Origin of the sequence: Nocardia sp. CA-151230, from assembly GCF_050942175.1 — a bacterium.
Classification (GTDB): domain Bacteria; phylum Actinomycetota; class Actinomycetes; order Mycobacteriales; family Mycobacteriaceae; genus Nocardia.
The window spans coordinates 1,820,036-1,834,634 of record NZ_CP192061.1; the positions used below are offsets into that span (position 1 = coordinate 1,820,036).

Below are 14,599 nucleotides of genomic sequence, written 5' to 3' on the forward strand. Positions count from 1 at the left end.
GCCGGATTTCTCACCAGACCTGAAAGATGCCCAGACCCTTCGGGCTCAGCAGCACGTCCACCGAGCCGTCGGGATGCGATGCGGCTTCACCGACGATCGCGGGCAGATCCGCGAACACGGCATTGCCGTCCTGAAGGAGAGTCGAATCGGGTTGCAGCCCCACGATCACGGCATTATGCGGCGCATACCGGTCGATCAGCGCCGGAATCGGGCTCTCGGCCAGGGCCTGCGTCTCACCGTGATCGAGCTCCACCCCCGCCGCGCCGATCTGCGGAATCACGAACGGGGTTGCGGCGGAAGCGGTTCCGGCCCCGGACAATCCGGCCAGACCGAGCCCCGCGCAGGCGGCCGCGGCTAGAGCAAAGGTTCGAACGCGCATGATGACTCGCTTTCCAGCGGCGGGAGAGATGTCCTGCGGAGCTGTATCGATTACTGCGGTGAACTGTGGCGGCTGGATCCAGCTGGATAGTCAGAACACATCACCGCAGGTGACCATGGCAAGGCTCGAGTGATCTATGCCACTTCGGCTTGCAAAAGTGATTCAGGTCACATTCACTGACCGGGCAAATGCGACAGGCGACCGGAGTGCCGACTAGGACGGGCGTGCGATGAACAAGTGTCCGGAAATCGGCTTCCGTGGCAGGTTCTGCTGATCAACCGTCAGCCCGGCCCGCTCCAGCGCATCCTTCACCTCGGCGACCGGGCGGAGGGTGAATCCGTATGGGGCGAAAGGCATTTTCGCCATGGCGTCCGGGTCGCCGATGCCGATCACCAAGCGGCCCTTGGGGGCGAGGACGCGTGCCAGCTCGGTACAGGCGCGATCCAGATCCGGCACGAAATAGATTGTGTTGCAGGTGATCACGACATCCAGGGCGGCGTCCGGGAACGGGAGCTCGGTGAGGGAGCCCTCGGCCAGGCGCAGGCGGCCGGACGAGACGTCCGCCGCGAACTCCGATCGGGCCCGCGCCAGCATGTCGGGGGAGAGCTCGACACCGGTCACCGTGCCGGACCCGATCCGGTCCAGTAGCAGGGTCAGGCCGATGCCTCCGCCGAATCCGATATCGGCAGCCGCGCCCCCGGCGGCCACCTCGGTGGCCGCCACCGCGGCCTCGATCATCGGCCGGTTACCGCGATTGAGGAGGAGCGCCACGCCCTTGCCCAGCACTCCGTGCGGATTTCCCAGCTGCCCGGCGACCGTCGACATCACCCGCGAGACAATCGGATTCATGCTCGACAGGCTACCCGCCGGTCGCTCCGCCGCGGCCTCGCAAGGCGCTTGTCACGACGCGAAAACAATGCGGCGGACGCAACGTCGTTGCAACGAAATGTGGTCTACCCTGGCCCATTTGGGTCAGAACCTGAGAATTGCCTTTGGATCCGGGAGCGGGGCCCGAAACGGCGGTAGGCTGACCATCGAGGGCGAGGCTTCCGGTGTCCCTCATCCGTCGGAAGCCTCGCCCTTCGGCTATCCATCGGAGCCTCTCCGGCGATAAAAGGCGCCCCTTCCGGCGGCAAATCGGGCCTAGGAAAAACCCGGTCGTTCGGCGATAATCCCAGCCCTTAGAATCGACCGGTGACCAGCGCAGCCTCTGAGAACCCGCGTAATCGTGCCGATGCCCTCCCCAAGAGCTGGAACCCCAGCGATGTCGAGGCCGACCTGTACGAGCGCTGGGTAGCCGCCGGTTACTTCACCGCCGACCCGGGCAGCGCCAAGCCCGCCTACTCGATCGTGCTGCCCCCGCCGAACGTCACCGGCACCCTGCACATGGGCCACGCCCTCGACCACACTCTCATGGACCTGCTCACCCGCCGCAAGCGCATGCAGGGCTTCGAGGTGCTGTGGCTGCCCGGCATGGACCACGCCGGCATCGCCACCCAGACCGTGGTGGAGAAGCAGCTCGCCGTCGACGGCAAGACCAAGGAAGATTTCGGCCGCGAACTGTTCGTCGACAAGGTCTGGGACTGGAAGCGCGAATCCGGCGGTCAGATCCAGGGCCAGATGCGCCGCCTCGGCGACGGTGTGGACTGGAGCCGCGACCGCTTCACCATGGACGACGGGCTCTCCCGCGCCGTGCAGACCATCTTCAAGCGCCTCTACGACGCGGGCCTCATCTACCGCGCCGAGCGTCTGGTGAACTGGTCGCCGGTGCTGCAGACCGGCATCTCCGACCTCGAGGTGGATCACAAGGAGGTCGAGGGCGAACTCGTCTCCCTGCGCTACGGCTCGCTGAACGACGATGAGCCGCACGTGATCGTTGCCACCACCCGGGTGGAGACGATGCTGGGTGACACGGCCGTCGCGGTGCATCCGGACGACGAGCGGTACCAGGCCCTCATCGGCACCACGGTCTACCACCCGATCACCGGCCGCCAGATCCCCATCGTCGCCGACGACTATGTGGACCCCGAATTCGGTTCCGGCGCGGTCAAGATCACCCCGGCGCACGACCCCAACGACTTCGAGCTCGGTCTGCGCCACAACCTGCCCATGCCCACCATCATGGACAAGACCGGCAAGATCGCCGACAGCGGAACCGAATTCGACGGCATGGACCGCTTCGAGGCCCGGCTCAAGATTCGCGAGCGGCTCGAGGCCGAGGGCCGCGTGGTCGGGCGCAAGTACCCCTACATCCACCAGGTCGGCCACTCCGAGCGCTCCGGCGAACCCATCGAACCCCGCCTGTCCATGCAGTGGTGGGTGAAGGTCGAGGGCATCGCCAAGGCCGCCGGTGACGCGGTCCGCAACGGCGACGTCAAGATCCACCCGGCCGGCCAGGAACCGCGCTGGTTCGAGTGGGTCGACAACATGCACGACTGGAACATCTCGCGCCAGCTGTGGTGGGGTCACCGCATCCCGATCTGGTACGGCCCCGAGGGCGAGATCGTCTGCGTCGGACCGGACGAGCAGGCCCCCGAGGGCTACGTCCAGGACCCGGACGTGCTCGACACCTGGTTCTCCTCGGGCCTGTGGCCCTTCTCCACCATGGGCTGGCCGGACGCGACGCCCGAGCTGAGCAAGTTCTATCCGACCAGCGTGCTGGTCACCGGCTACGACATCCTCTTCTTCTGGGTCGCCCGGATGATGATGTTCGGCATGTTCGTCTCCGACGACCCGGTGCTCACCGTCGGCAAGGATCCGAACCAGAAGCAGGTCCCGTTCCAGGATGTGTTCCTGCACGGCCTGATTCGCGACGAGTTCGGCAAGAAGATGTCCAAGTCGCGCGGCAACGGCATCGACCCGCTGGACTGGATCAACGAATACGGCGCCGACGCCACCCGATTCACCCTGGCCCGCGGCGCGCAGCCCGGCGGCGACCTCTCGGTCGGCACCCCGCACGTGACGGCCTCGCGCAGCTTCATCACCAAGCTGTTCAACGCCACCAAGTTCGCGCTCATGAACGGCGCGCAGCCGGGCGAACTGCCCGCGCGCGAGAGCCTCACCGACACCGACCGCTGGATCCTGGACCGCCTCGACGAGGTCGTCACCGAAGTCGATGCGGCCCTGGACCGTTACGAGTTCAGCAAGGCCCTCGAGGGTCTGTACCACTTCGCGTGGGACGAATTCTGCAGCTGGTATCTGGAATTGGCGAAGGTGCAGTTCGCCGAGTCCGAGGAGCGCGCCGCCGGCACCCGCCTGGTGCTCGGCACCGTCCTGGACGCCGTGCTGCGCCTGCTGCATCCGGCCGTCCCGTTCGTCACCGAGACGCTGTGGCAGGCCCTCACCGACGGCGCCGAGGGCGAGTCCATCGTCGTCTCGGCCTGGCCGGCGGTCTCCGGCGCCACCGCCGACGCGGTTGCGGCCCGCCGGGTTTCGGACACCCAGAAGCTGATCACCGAGATCCGCCGCTTCCGCTCCGACCAGGGCCTGGCCGACAGCCAGAAGGTGGCCGCCAAGCTCAACGGCATCGACACCGCCGACCTGCTCGCCCAGGAAGCGGGAATCGCCAATCTGGCCAAGCTCACCCCGGCCGGTGACGACTTCGCTGCCACCGCCTCGCTCGAGGTGCGCCTGAGCGCCGCCACGGTGACCGTCGAGATCGACACCTCCGGCACGGTCGACCTCGATGCCGAGCGCCGCCGCCTGGAGAAGGACCTCGCCGCCGCCCAGAAGGAGCTGGCCGGCACCACCGGCAAGCTCGGCAACGAGGCGTTCCTGGCCAAGGCCCCCGAGGACGTGGTCGCGAAGATCAAGGCGCGCAAGGAGATCGCCGAGGGCGACGTCGAGCGGATCACCGCCCGCCTCGCCGAGATCGCCAAGCTGGCGGCCCAGTGAACGACGAACCGGAGCGTCAGTACGCCGAAGGCGCCCCGCTGAGCAGCGGCACCTCGCCGGTGGACCTGGCCGAGATGGCGCTGGTCGAGGCCGAACTCGACCAGCGCTGGCCGGAAACCAAGATCGAGCCGTCGCTCACCCGCATCGCGACGCTGATGGACCTGCTGGGCTCGCCCCAGCAGTCCTATCCGGCCATCCACGTCGCGGGCACCAACGGCAAGACCTCGGTCACCCGCATGATCGACTCGCTGCTCACCGCGCTGCATCGGCGCACCGGGCGCATCACCAGCCCGCACCTGCAGCTGGCCACCGAGCGCATCGCCATCGACAACGCGCCCATCACACCCGGACGCTATGTCGAGATCTACCGCGAACTGCTGCCGTACGTGGAGATGATCGACGCGCAGTCGAAAGCCGTAGGCGGCCCGGCCATGTCGAAGTTCGAGGTGCTCACCGGGATGGCCTACGCGGCCTTCGCCGAAGCGCCGGTGGACGTGGCCGTGGTGGAAACCGGGATGGGCGGTCGCTGGGACGCCACCAATGTGATCGACGGCGAGGTCGCCGTCATCACCCCGATCGGGTTGGACCACATCGACTATCTGGGCCCCGACCTCACCTCCATCGCGGGGGAGAAGGCCGGGATCATCAAGAAGGCCCCCGCCGACGAACTCGTCCCGCGCGACACCGTCGCCGTCATCGCCCAGCAGGAACCCGAGGCCATGGAGGTGCTGCTGCGCCGCGCGGTCGAGGTCGACGCGGCAGTCGCCCGCGAGGGCTCGGAGTTCCAGGTGCTGTCGCGCCGCGTCGCCATCGGCGGCCAGATGCTGGAGCTGCAAGGGCTCGGCGGCGTCTACGACGAGATCTTCCTGCCCATGCACGGCGAGCACCAGGCCCGCAACGCGGTGCTGGCGCTGGCCGCGGTCGAGGCGTTCTTCGGCGCGGGCGCGTCCCGGCAGCTCGATATCGACGCCGTACGAGCCGGATTCGCGGCCGCCGTCAGCCCCGGCCGGATGGAGCGCATGCGCAGCGCGCCCACCATCTTCATCGACGCCGCTCACAACCCGCACGGCGCCGCGGCGCTGGCGGCCACGCTGACCAGCGAATTCGACTTCCGCAAGCTGGTCGGCGTGATCGCGGTGCTGGGCGACAAGGACGCCGGCGGCATCCTCGACGCCCTGGAACCGGTCTTCGACGAGATCGTCGTCACCGAGAACGGCTCGCCGCGCGCCCTGCCCGTCGACGACCTGGCCAACCTCGCGGTCCAGCGCTTCGGCGACGAACGTGTCGCCGTCGCCCACGACCTGGCCGACGCCATCGAGACCGCCATCGCCCTCGCCGAGGGTGGGGAGGACGGCGAACTGGTCTCCGGTGCGGGCATAGTCATCACCGGCTCGGTCGTCACCGCCGGGGCCGCCCGCAGCCTGTTCGGAAAGGATCCCGCATGACCTCCGACGCCACGCCCGACGTCCCGCCGCCCGCCACCGACCCGTGGAAGGGCCTGCGCGGCGTCATGGCCGGCACCCTGGTCCTCGAGGCCATCACCGTGCTGCTGGCGCTGCCGGTGATCGGCGCGGTCGGCGGCGGCCTGCGCTGGTGGTCCATCCTCTACGTGGTCGGCCTGGCCGTGGTCATGTTCCTGGGCGCCGGCCTGCAGCGCCGGCCCTGGGCCATCCCGTTCAACCTGGCCCTGCAGGCTGCCCTGCTGCTCGGCGGCTTCATCCACCTGTCGATCCTGGTGATCGGCGTGGTCTTCGTCGCCGTCTGGGCCTTCATCCTGTTCCTGCGCTCGGATGTGCAGAAACGGATGAACGCGGGCCAGCTGCCCAGCCAGCGCATGTCCGGCGCGTGAGTTCTCGTTACCGCAGGTGACAACTGATTTCGTTGCGCCTGGGGTAACTCGTCGGGTAGGTCCAGAATTGCTTCGCATCCCGACCACGGGCACGCGAATAGGGCCGGTGACGGCTCCCGGCCGTGCGTTGGAGTTTCGGGGAGGCGGTACTGTTGCCGCGTGACTGAGCAGACGTTGGTACTCATCAAGCCCGACGGCGTGGCCCGCGGCCTCGTCGGGGAGATCATCACCCGGATCGAGCGCAAGGGTCTGAAGATCGCGGCGCTGAAGCTCGTGAACGTCTCGCCCGAGCTGGCCGCCGTGCACTACGCCGAGCATGCCGAGCGCCCGTTCTTCGGATCGCTCATCGAATTCATCACCTCCGCCCCGGTGGTCGCGGCCGTGCTCGAGGGCCCGCGCGCCATCACCGCGTTCCGTCAGATCGCGGGCGGCACCGACCCGGTCGAGAAGGCCGTCCCCGGCAGCATCCGCGGCGACTACGCCCTCGAGACCCAGTACAACCTCGTGCACGGCTCCGACTCGCCCGAGTCCGCCAAGCGCGAGATCTCGCTCTGGTTCCCGGAATTCGCGCTCTGAACCCGTGCGGGGCACCGCTCCCCGCGCACTCTCGATAGGTCTGGGGGAGACCCCGGAGGCAGAGGCAGCCGCCGCCCCTGCGCCCCGAAGGCAGGCGCGGGCGGGCGGCCCTCGGCCGCACACCGGTCGGATGCGGCGCGGTCCGCGTGAGACTCGCGAGGCCCACTCCGGGCCGCGCGGGCACGACGCCCCGGCGCGGTGTGGGATACTGGCTCTGGAAGTGACCGACGCCGGCCGTTTGCGGCCGGAGGCGTTCACCTTCGATTGACACCGCGGAGCGACGGACGATCATCGCTGCCGCCGGCGGCTTCCAAGACTCGGCCGCCGGGCAGGCACGCTGGATGAACGCTCGTGAAACGGCGTTGAGCCAACCAACCAGGCGCCACGTGACCTGTTAGCCCGAACGACGAGATACCGGTGATAACGGGGCACGCGGCGCGAAGACTTACGATCTCGCGCCCCCGGGCGTGAGGCCAACAAGACAGCGCCCCCGCGTCGGCCGCGTCACTCCTCGGAGGAACGCGCCCGGGGGCCCCGAGGAGATTTCGTGGCCGATCAAGAGCCGCTGGAAGCATCGCAGAGCAACGGTGAAGGGGAGGGCGCTCAGATCACCCCGGCTGCCGAACAATTGCCGGAACGGATCCGAGTGCACGCACTGGCGAAGCTGCTGGGCACCACCAGCAAACGTATTCTGGCCCACCTGACCGAGATGGGCGCGCAGGCGCGAAGCCCGCAATCGAGTCTGGACCGCACCGTCGCCGAAACCGTCCGCGACGCCTTCGGCCCGCGTGACGTCGAGATCGTCGAACCCGCCCCGGCCGGGCCCGAGCCGATCGCCGAGACCACCGTCGACGCGGCCATCGCCGCCGGTGACGACCGGGCGGCCGACGAGATCGCCGCCGAGGAGGTGGAGGCCGTCGAGGACACCGCGGCCGCCGCGCCCGCGGTCAAGCAGACCACCCTGTTCGCGAGCCCGTTCCAGACCGAGCCGCAGCTCGAGGAGACGGTCCAGTACCAGCCGTCCGCCATGGTGGCCGCGCCGCTGTTCCAGGCGCCGGACGCCGCGGCCGCCGAGGACGCCCGCCGCCAGCGCCGCGCCGAGCGCGCCGGTCGCAAGGCCCGTGCCGAGGACCGGCCCCACCCCGCTGAGCCTGCCGCCGAGGAGCAGGAGCTCGAGGCCAAGGCCGTCACCGAGGAAGCCGCGTCCGAGGACACCGAGGACGAGGGCGAGTGGGACGGCGACCAGCGCGGTGAAGGCACCTCGCGGCGTCGCCGCCGGGGTCGCCGGGGTCGCGGCCGCGGTCGTGGCGAACAGCACGGCGACAACGACACCGATGGGGCCGAGGGCGACGAGCAGCCCGAGGGCGAGGCCGACGAGTCGGCCGAATCCGCCGACACCGACGTCGCCGAGGACGAGGACGAGGGCGCGGCCGTGCCCGAGGGCTCGAGCAGCCGCCGCCGCCGTCGCCGGCGCCGCCGCAAGGGCGGGGACGACAACGAGCCCGAGGCCGCCGACGACGATCCGCCGAACACTGTCGTGCACGAGCGCGAGCCGCGCAGCAAGCGCCGCGCCGCGCAGGTGGACGAGGTGCAGGGCATCAGCGGTTCGACCCGCCTGGAGGCCAAGCGCCAGCGCCGCCGCGACGGTCGCGAGGCCGGCCGCCGGCGTCCGCCCATCCTGACCGAGTCGGAGTTCCTGGCCCGCCGCGAAGCGGTGGACCGGGTGATGGTGGTGCGCGAGAAGCACTTCTCCGAGCACCCCACCTCCACCACCCAGGTCGCGGTGCTCGAGGACAACATCCTGGTCGAGCACTTCGTGACCTCCACGGGTTCGGCGTCCATGGTCGGCAATGTGTACCTGGGCAAGGTGCAGAACGTGCTGCCGTCGATGGAGGCGGCGTTCGTCGACATCGGCCGCGGCCGCAACGGCGTGCTGTACGCGGGTGAGGTGAACTGGGAGGCCGCCGGTCTGGGCGGCAAGGAGCGCAAGATCGAGCAGGCGCTGCGGCCCGGCGACACCGTGCTGGTGCAGGTCTCGAAGGATCCGGTGGGCCACAAGGGTGCCCGCCTGACCACGCAGATCAGCCTGGCCGGTCGCTTCCTGGTGTACGTGCCGGGCGGCACCTCGACCGGTATCTCCCGCAAGCTGCCCGACACCGAGCGCAAGCGGCTCAAGGAGATCCTGCGCGACATCGTGCCGCAGGACGCGGGCGTCATCATCCGCACCGCGTCGGAGGGTGTCTCCGAGGCCGAGCTGGCCCGCGATGTGGAACGGCTGCAGGCGACCTGGCGCACCATCGAGGAGCAGTCCAAGAACGGCTCGGGCGCGCCCAAGACCCTGTACGAAGAGCCGGACCTGCTGGTCAAGGTGGTCCGCGACCTGTTCAACGAGGACTTCTCCAAGCTGGTCATCGAGGGCGAGCGCGCCTGGACCACCGTGGAGAACTACGTCCGCACGGTCGCCCCGGACATGCTGGCCAGGGTCGAGCACCACGAGAACAACGGCGTGGACGTGTTCGGTTCCCTGCGCATCGACGAGCAGCTGGCCAAGGCGCTCGACCGCAAGGTGTGGCTGCCCTCCGGCGGCACCCTGGTGATCGACCGCACCGAGGCCATGACCGTCATCGACGTCAACACCGGCAAGTTCACCGGGTCGGGCGGGTCGAATCTCGAAGAGACCGTGACCCGCAACAACCTGGAGGCGGCCGAGGAGATCGTGCGTCAGATGCGGCTGCGCGATATCGGCGGCATGATCGTCGTCGACTTCATCGACATGGTCCTGGAATCGAACCGGGATCTGGTGCTGCGCCGCCTCACCGAGGCGCTGGGCCGGGACCGTACCCGCCACCAGGTCTCCGAGGTCACCTCGCTGGGCCTGGTCCAGATGACCCGCAAGAAGCTGGGCACCGGCCTGGTCGAGGCGTTCTCCACCACCTGCGAGACCTGCCACGGCCGCGGCATCCTGGTGCACAACTACCCCGTCGAGGCGTCGGCTCCGGCCGGGGACGGTGGCGAGGGTGTGAGCCGTCGCGAGGGTTCGCGCCGTCGCCGCAAGGACCGCAGCGCGGCCGCCGCCGAGGCCCCGGCCGTCGAGCCGGTGGTCGAGGAGAAGGCCGAGAAGCACGAGGTCAAGGCCGAGCAGGCCGCGGCCAAGCGTGCCCACCCGGTCGCCATGGCCATGGCCGCGCACGCCGCCGAGGAGGCCGTGCACGCGGCGGACGAGGACGCCCTCGCGGCTGCCGATGCCGCGAATGCGGTGCTGGCCGAGGGTGAATCGGCGAGCGTGGCCGATGTCGCGGCCGCCGAGTCCGTCATCGTCCGCGAGGCCGAGAACGCCGCCGCCGAGGCCGCCCTGGCCGAGCGTGCGGTGACCGAGGTCGACACTGTCACCGAGGAGGCGGCGGTCGAGACCGCGCCGGCCACCAATGGCACCGCGCCGGCCACCAATGGCACCGCGCCCGCCGTGGACGCCATCGGGGTCGAGTCCGAGCCCGTGGCAACGGAATCGCCGATGGCCGAGGCCCATGCGGCCGTCGCCGCCGTGGCCGCCGCGGAAGCGCGGCCCGGTCGTCGTCCCACCCGTCGCCGGGTGGCGCGCACGGCCTCGGCTCCGGCCGCCGACAGCCAGGGCGCGGTGTTCGTGCTCTCCAGCGCGGATCAGTCCGACAAGCCGGGCTTCAACCTGGACGACCTGGCTCCGGCCACGGTGCCGCCGCGGGCCCGCCCGCGTCGCCGGGCCGCGGGCCGTCCCGCCGGTGCGCCGGAGGGCGAGAACTAGCCTGCTCCCGTCAGCCGACCGTGGCCCCGCCGAATTCCGGCGGGGCCACGGCCTTTTCGGGTGGTGACGAACACCATGCGGTGGTGGGCCGCGGCCCGGTTTGGAGGGGGTCGGCCGTGTCCTGTAGTCTTGGTCAGTCGCTGCCCCCTGCGACGGCACTCTGTTGTGACTAGTGCTGTGAGTGGGCCCGGTTCGGTTCGGTAGAACCAAAGGCCCGAGGCGGCGGTGAAAACCACCAGACCAGTCTGCGGCGGTTTCCGGTGCGAACCGGGCGACCGGCCGTGTGAGCAGAGTGCCGAGCACTTCGCGCACTCGAAGAGAAAGAAGGGCAGCCGACCGATGGCAACGTACGCGATCGTCAAGACCGGCGGAAAGCAGTACAAGGTCGCGGTCGGTGACCTGGTGAAGGTCGAGAAGATCGAGGGTGAGCCGGGCACTGCGGTGTCGCTGTCGCCGGTGCTGGTCGTTGACGGCGCCGAGCTGACCACCGATGCTGACAAGCTGGCGAAGGTTTCCGTGTCCGCCGAGGTCGTCGAACAGACCAAGGGCCCGAAGATCCGCATCCACAAGTTCAAGAACAAGACCGGCTACCACAAGCGTCAGGGCCACCGTCAGAAGCTGACGGTCCTGAAGGTCACCGGCATCAAGTAATCCGACTTGGGGTTCGCACCCCGGCACGAGGAGTTCTGAAATGGCACATAAGAAGGGTGCATCCAGCTCGCGCAACGGTCGCGATTCGAATGCCCAGCGGCTCGGTGTGAAGCGCTTCGGCGGTCAGACCGTCAAGGCCGGCGAGATCCTGGTTCGCCAGCGCGGCACGCACTTCCACCCCGGCGTCAACGTCGGCCGTGGCGGCGACGACACGCTGTTCGCCCTCGAGGCGGGCGCGGTGCAGTTCGGCACCAAGCGTGGTCGCAAGACCGTCAACATCGTGGTTCCGGAGCCGGTGAACGCCTGACCGGCGCACCGGAGTTCTCTCCACACACTTCCGAAGCGGGTCAGGGTTGCGAATGCCCTGGCCCGCTTTGCTGTTCGCGGGTAGCGCGAACAGTGAGATGCCGCTATCCCGAGTGGCGTTGAAAACGACTAGTCCTGAAGGAGGATGATCACCGATATGTCCAAATTCATCGACCGTGTTGTTTTGCACGTTCGCGCGGGCAAGGGTGGGCACGGGTGTGCCTCGGTGCGGCGTGAGAAGTTCATGCCCCTGGGCGGCCCGGACGGCGGCAATGGCGGCAATGGCGGGGATGTGATCCTCGAGGTCGACCCGAATGTCCACACCCTGCTGGATTTCCATTTCCATCCGCATGCCAAGGGCGGCAACGGCAAACCCGGTGAGGGTGGTAACCGCAATGGCAAGCAGGGCGAGGGGCTGCTGCTGAAGGTGCCGGACGGCACCGTCGTCATGAGCACCGACGGGGAGATCCTGGCCGACCTGATCGGGGTGGGTTCGACGTACGTGGCGGCGCAGGGCGGCCGCGGCGGGCTGGGCAATGCCGCGCTGGTGTCCAAGTCGCGCAAGGCGCCCGGTTTCGCGCTGCTCGGCGAGGACGGCCAGGAGCGCGATCTGGTGCTCGAGCTGAAGTCGGTGGCGGATGTGGGCCTGGTGGGCTTCCCGTCGGCCGGTAAGTCGTCGCTGGTGTCGGTGCTGTCGGCGGCCAAGCCGAAGATCGCGGACTACCCGTTCACCACGCTGGTGCCGAATCTCGGTGTGGTGCTGTCGGGTGACACCACTTTCACCGTGGCCGATGTGCCCGGTCTGATTCCGGGCGCGAGCGAGGGCCGCGGCCTGGGCCTGGATTTCCTGCGGCATCTGGAGCGTTGCGCGGTGCTGGCCCATGTGGTGGACTGCGCGACGCTGGAGCCGGGCCGTGACCCGGTGTCGGATGTGGACGCGCTGGAGGCCGAGCTGGCCGCGTACCAGCCCGCGCTGGTGGGCGACGCCGGTCTGGGTGATCTGGCCGATCGCCCGCGCGTGGTCATCCTGAACAAGGCCGATATCCCGGACGCCGACGAGCTGGCCGAGTTCGTGCTGCCGGAGTTCGAGAAGCGCGGCTGGCCGGTCTTCAAGATCTCGGCGGTGAGCCGGGAAGGCTTGCGGCCGTTGACCTTCGCGCTCGCCGAGATGGTCGCCCAGTATCGGGCGGCGCATCCGAAGGCGGAGCCGAAGCGGCAGATCATCCGCCCGGTCGCCAAGGGCGACAGCGGTTTCCGGGTCATCCAGGATCCCGAGGTCGAGGGCGGCTTCATCGTCATCGGCGAGCGGCCCGAGCGGTGGGTGCACCAGACCCAGTTCGACAATGACGAGGCCGTGGGCTACCTGGCCGACCGGCTGGCCCGCCTCGGCGTCGAGGACGAGTTGGTCAAGCTCGGTGCGGAGCCGGGTGCGTCGGTCACCATCGCGGATTACTGCTTCGATTGGGAGCCTTCGATTTCCGCCGGTGTGGAGACCCTGATGACCCGCCGCGGCGTGGACCCGCGCCTGGATCAGACCGAACGCATCGGCGCCGCCGAGCGCAAGCACGCCTCGCGTGTGCGCCGCGGCCTGGTGACCGAGGACGACGAGTAAGACAGTCCCGCAGGGCCGTTCGCGACGAAGCGGGCGGCCGGTGCGGGTGGGTAACTGATTCGGGTGCGACGGCGCTGCGGCGCCGCGGGCGAATTGAGGTGTGGTGCAAGTGGGTTCGAGCGGCACTCAGGCAACGGAACAGGGCGCTGGACTCGGGGAGCTCAGTGCTGGATCCGGAGAGCTCAGTGCGGCGCGGCAGGCGATCGCGTCGGCGCGCAGTGTGGTGGTGAAGATCGGCTCGTCGGCGCTGACCTCCCTGGAGGGCGGCCTGGATACCGGTCGGCTGGACCGGCTGGCCGATGCGGTCGAGGCCCGCATGCGCGCGGGATCGGATCTGGTGGTGGTGTCCTCGGGCGCCATCGGCGCGGGCATGGCCCCGCTCGGATTGTCCAAGCGCCCAAGGGATCTCGCCACCAAACAGGCCGCCGCGAGTGTCGGGCAGCTGGCGCTGGCGCACGCCTGGGGCACCTCCTTCGCCCGCTACGATCGCGTCGTCGGCCAGGTGCTGTTGAGTGCGGGCGACTTCGGCCGCCGTGAGCCGCACCGCAATGCCCAGCGCACCCTCGACCGCCTGCGTTCACTGCACGCCATCGCGGTGGTGAACGAGAACGACACGGTCGCAACGGAAGAGATCCGGTTCGGCGACAATGACCGGCTGGCGGCGCTGGTGGCCCATCTGGTCGGCGCCGATGCCCTGATCCTGCTGTCGGATGTCGACGGCCTCTACGACGGCGATCCGCGTAAGGGTGCGGCGAACTTCATTCCCGAGGTACGCAGCAGCGCCGATCTGGACGGCGTCATCGCCGGATCCGGTGGCGCGCTGGGTACCGGCGGTATGGCCTCGAAGCTGTCGGCCGCCCGCCTGGCAGCGGATGCAGGCGTGCCGGTGCTGCTGGCCGCGGCTTCGGATGCGGCAGCGGCGCTTTCGGGCGCGACCGTGGGCACCGCCTTCGCGGCACGTCCGGTGCGGCTCTCGGCTCGCAAGTTCTGGGTCCGGCACGCCGCCGACGCCCGGGGTGCGGTGCATCTGGACGCGGGCGCGGTCGCGGCCGTGTCGGAGCGCCGTCGCTCGCTGCTGGCGGCGGGCATCACCGAGGTGGCGGGTCACTTCTATGCCGGTGATGTCATCGATCTGATCGCGCCCGATGGCCGGCTCGTCGCCCGCGGTGTGGCCGCCTATGACAGCGACGAACTGGAGACCATGAAGGGCCGTTCCACCACCGCCCTCCCCGACAGCATGCAGCGTCCGGTCGTGCATGCCGACGACCTGGTGAAGGTCTAGCCACGGTCCTGGTGAAGGTCTGGTTTCGCCCGCGGCACGCGAAGGCGAAGTGCCGGTTACGAGCGAATTGCATTGGGGGAGAGGCGAAGTAACGTCACGAACCGGTCGGTTGGTCGCTCGGGCGAGGGGCAGGGGGAGGGCGGGGGAAGGGCAGTGGGCGGGACGGGCCGGAGGTTCATGCTTGAGGAGCACCCGGTGCCGCATCGAGATGTGCCCTTCGCCGATAGCGGTCGCCTGGATCCGGCGCGGTCCGCCCTTGCCGCGCCGGGCTC

The 14,599-nt window shown here is 69.3% G+C and carries 11 protein-coding genes; 9 read left to right on the forward strand and 2 right to left on the reverse strand.

Annotation, left to right across the window (positions count from 1 at the left end; all coding sequences use genetic code 11):
* Window positions 1–10: 10 nt before the first annotated feature.
* Both ACQP1O_RS08075 and ACQP1O_RS08080 read right to left on the reverse strand, forming a co-directional pair.
* Window positions 11–379 carry a hypothetical protein gene (locus ACQP1O_RS08075; RefSeq protein WP_433565222.1) on the reverse strand — a complete coding sequence of 123 codons (369 nt, stop codon included), beginning with the start codon at window positions 377–379 and terminating at the stop codon, window positions 11–13.
* Between the two features lie 213 nt (window positions 380–592).
* Window positions 593–1,228 carry a class I SAM-dependent methyltransferase gene (locus ACQP1O_RS08080; RefSeq protein ID WP_433565223.1) on the reverse strand — a complete coding sequence of 212 codons (636 nt, stop codon included), beginning with the start codon at window positions 1,226–1,228 and terminating at the stop codon, window positions 593–595.
* Window positions 1,229–1,573: 345 nt separating this feature from the next.
* Here ACQP1O_RS08080 and ACQP1O_RS08085 point away from each other — a divergent pair, with 345 nt between their 5' ends.
* The 9 genes from ACQP1O_RS08085 to proB all read left to right on the forward strand — a co-directional run bounded on the left by ACQP1O_RS08085 (window position 1,574) and on the right by proB (window position 14,327).
* Window positions 1,574–4,273: a valine--tRNA ligase gene (locus tag ACQP1O_RS08085; protein ID WP_433565224.1), complete on the forward strand. Its 2,700-nt coding sequence runs from the start codon at window positions 1,574–1,576 to the stop codon at window positions 4,271–4,273.
* 74 nt (window positions 4,274–4,347) lie between these two features.
* Entirely contained in the window at window positions 4,348–5,718 is a 1,371-nt protein-coding gene (gene folC / locus ACQP1O_RS08090; protein WP_433567616.1) for a bifunctional tetrahydrofolate synthase/dihydrofolate synthase, read from the forward strand.
* A complete protein-coding gene (locus ACQP1O_RS08095; RefSeq protein ID WP_433565225.1) occupies window positions 5,715–6,122 on the forward strand; it encodes a DUF4233 domain-containing protein in 408 nt (135 codons plus the stop codon). Before folC ends, ACQP1O_RS08095 begins: the two co-directional genes overlap by 4 nt.
* A gap of 159 nt (window positions 6,123–6,281) precedes the next feature.
* Entirely contained in the window at window positions 6,282–6,698 is a 417-nt protein-coding gene (ndk, locus tag ACQP1O_RS08100) for a nucleoside-diphosphate kinase (RefSeq protein ID WP_433565226.1), read from the forward strand.
* Window positions 6,699–7,245: 547 nt separating this feature from the next.
* Window positions 7,246–10,476, forward strand: coding sequence for a translation initiation factor IF-2 N-terminal domain-containing protein (locus ACQP1O_RS08105; protein WP_433565227.1), 3,231 nt, complete (start codon window positions 7,246–7,248; stop codon window positions 10,474–10,476).
* A 339-nt stretch (window positions 10,477–10,815) separates the two neighbouring features.
* Entirely contained in the window at window positions 10,816–11,127 is a 312-nt protein-coding gene (rplU, locus tag ACQP1O_RS08110) for a 50S ribosomal protein L21 (RefSeq protein WP_030512746.1), read from the forward strand.
* A gap of 40 nt (window positions 11,128–11,167) precedes the next feature.
* A complete protein-coding gene (gene rpmA, locus ACQP1O_RS08115) occupies window positions 11,168–11,434 on the forward strand; it encodes a 50S ribosomal protein L27 (protein ID WP_040806195.1) in 267 nt (88 codons plus the stop codon).
* Between the two features lie 156 nt (window positions 11,435–11,590).
* The gene (gene obgE, locus ACQP1O_RS08120) at window positions 11,591–13,045 is read left to right on the forward strand and encodes a GTPase ObgE (RefSeq protein ID WP_433565228.1); all 1,455 of its coding nucleotides are present in this window, start codon (window positions 11,591–11,593) and stop codon (window positions 13,043–13,045) included.
* A 202-nt stretch (window positions 13,046–13,247) separates the two neighbouring features.
* The gene (gene proB / locus ACQP1O_RS08125) at window positions 13,248–14,327 is read left to right on the forward strand and encodes a glutamate 5-kinase (RefSeq protein WP_433567617.1); all 1,080 of its coding nucleotides are present in this window, start codon (window positions 13,248–13,250) and stop codon (window positions 14,325–14,327) included.
* The last annotated feature ends 272 nt before the right edge of the window (window positions 14,328–14,599 follow it).

Coding starts and splice junctions, on each gene's coding strand:
- ACQP1O_RS08075 (WP_433565222.1), bottom strand. CDS start 379: ATGCGCGTTCGAACCTTTGCTCTAGCCGCGGCCGCCTGCGCGGGGCTC.
- ACQP1O_RS08080 (WP_433565223.1), bottom strand. CDS start 1,228: ATGAATCCGATTGTCTCGCGGGTGATGTCGACGGTCGCCGGGCAGCTG.
- folC (WP_433567616.1), top strand. CDS start 4,348: ATGGCGCTGGTCGAGGCCGAACTCGACCAGCGCTGGCCGGAAACCAAG.
- ACQP1O_RS08095 (WP_433565225.1), top strand. CDS start 5,715: ATGACCTCCGACGCCACGCCCGACGTCCCGCCGCCCGCCACCGACCCG.
- rplU (WP_030512746.1), top strand. CDS start 10,816: ATGGCAACGTACGCGATCGTCAAGACCGGCGGAAAGCAGTACAAGGTC.
- rpmA (WP_040806195.1), top strand. CDS start 11,168: ATGGCACATAAGAAGGGTGCATCCAGCTCGCGCAACGGTCGCGATTCG.
- obgE (WP_433565228.1), top strand. CDS start 11,591: ATGTCCAAATTCATCGACCGTGTTGTTTTGCACGTTCGCGCGGGCAAG.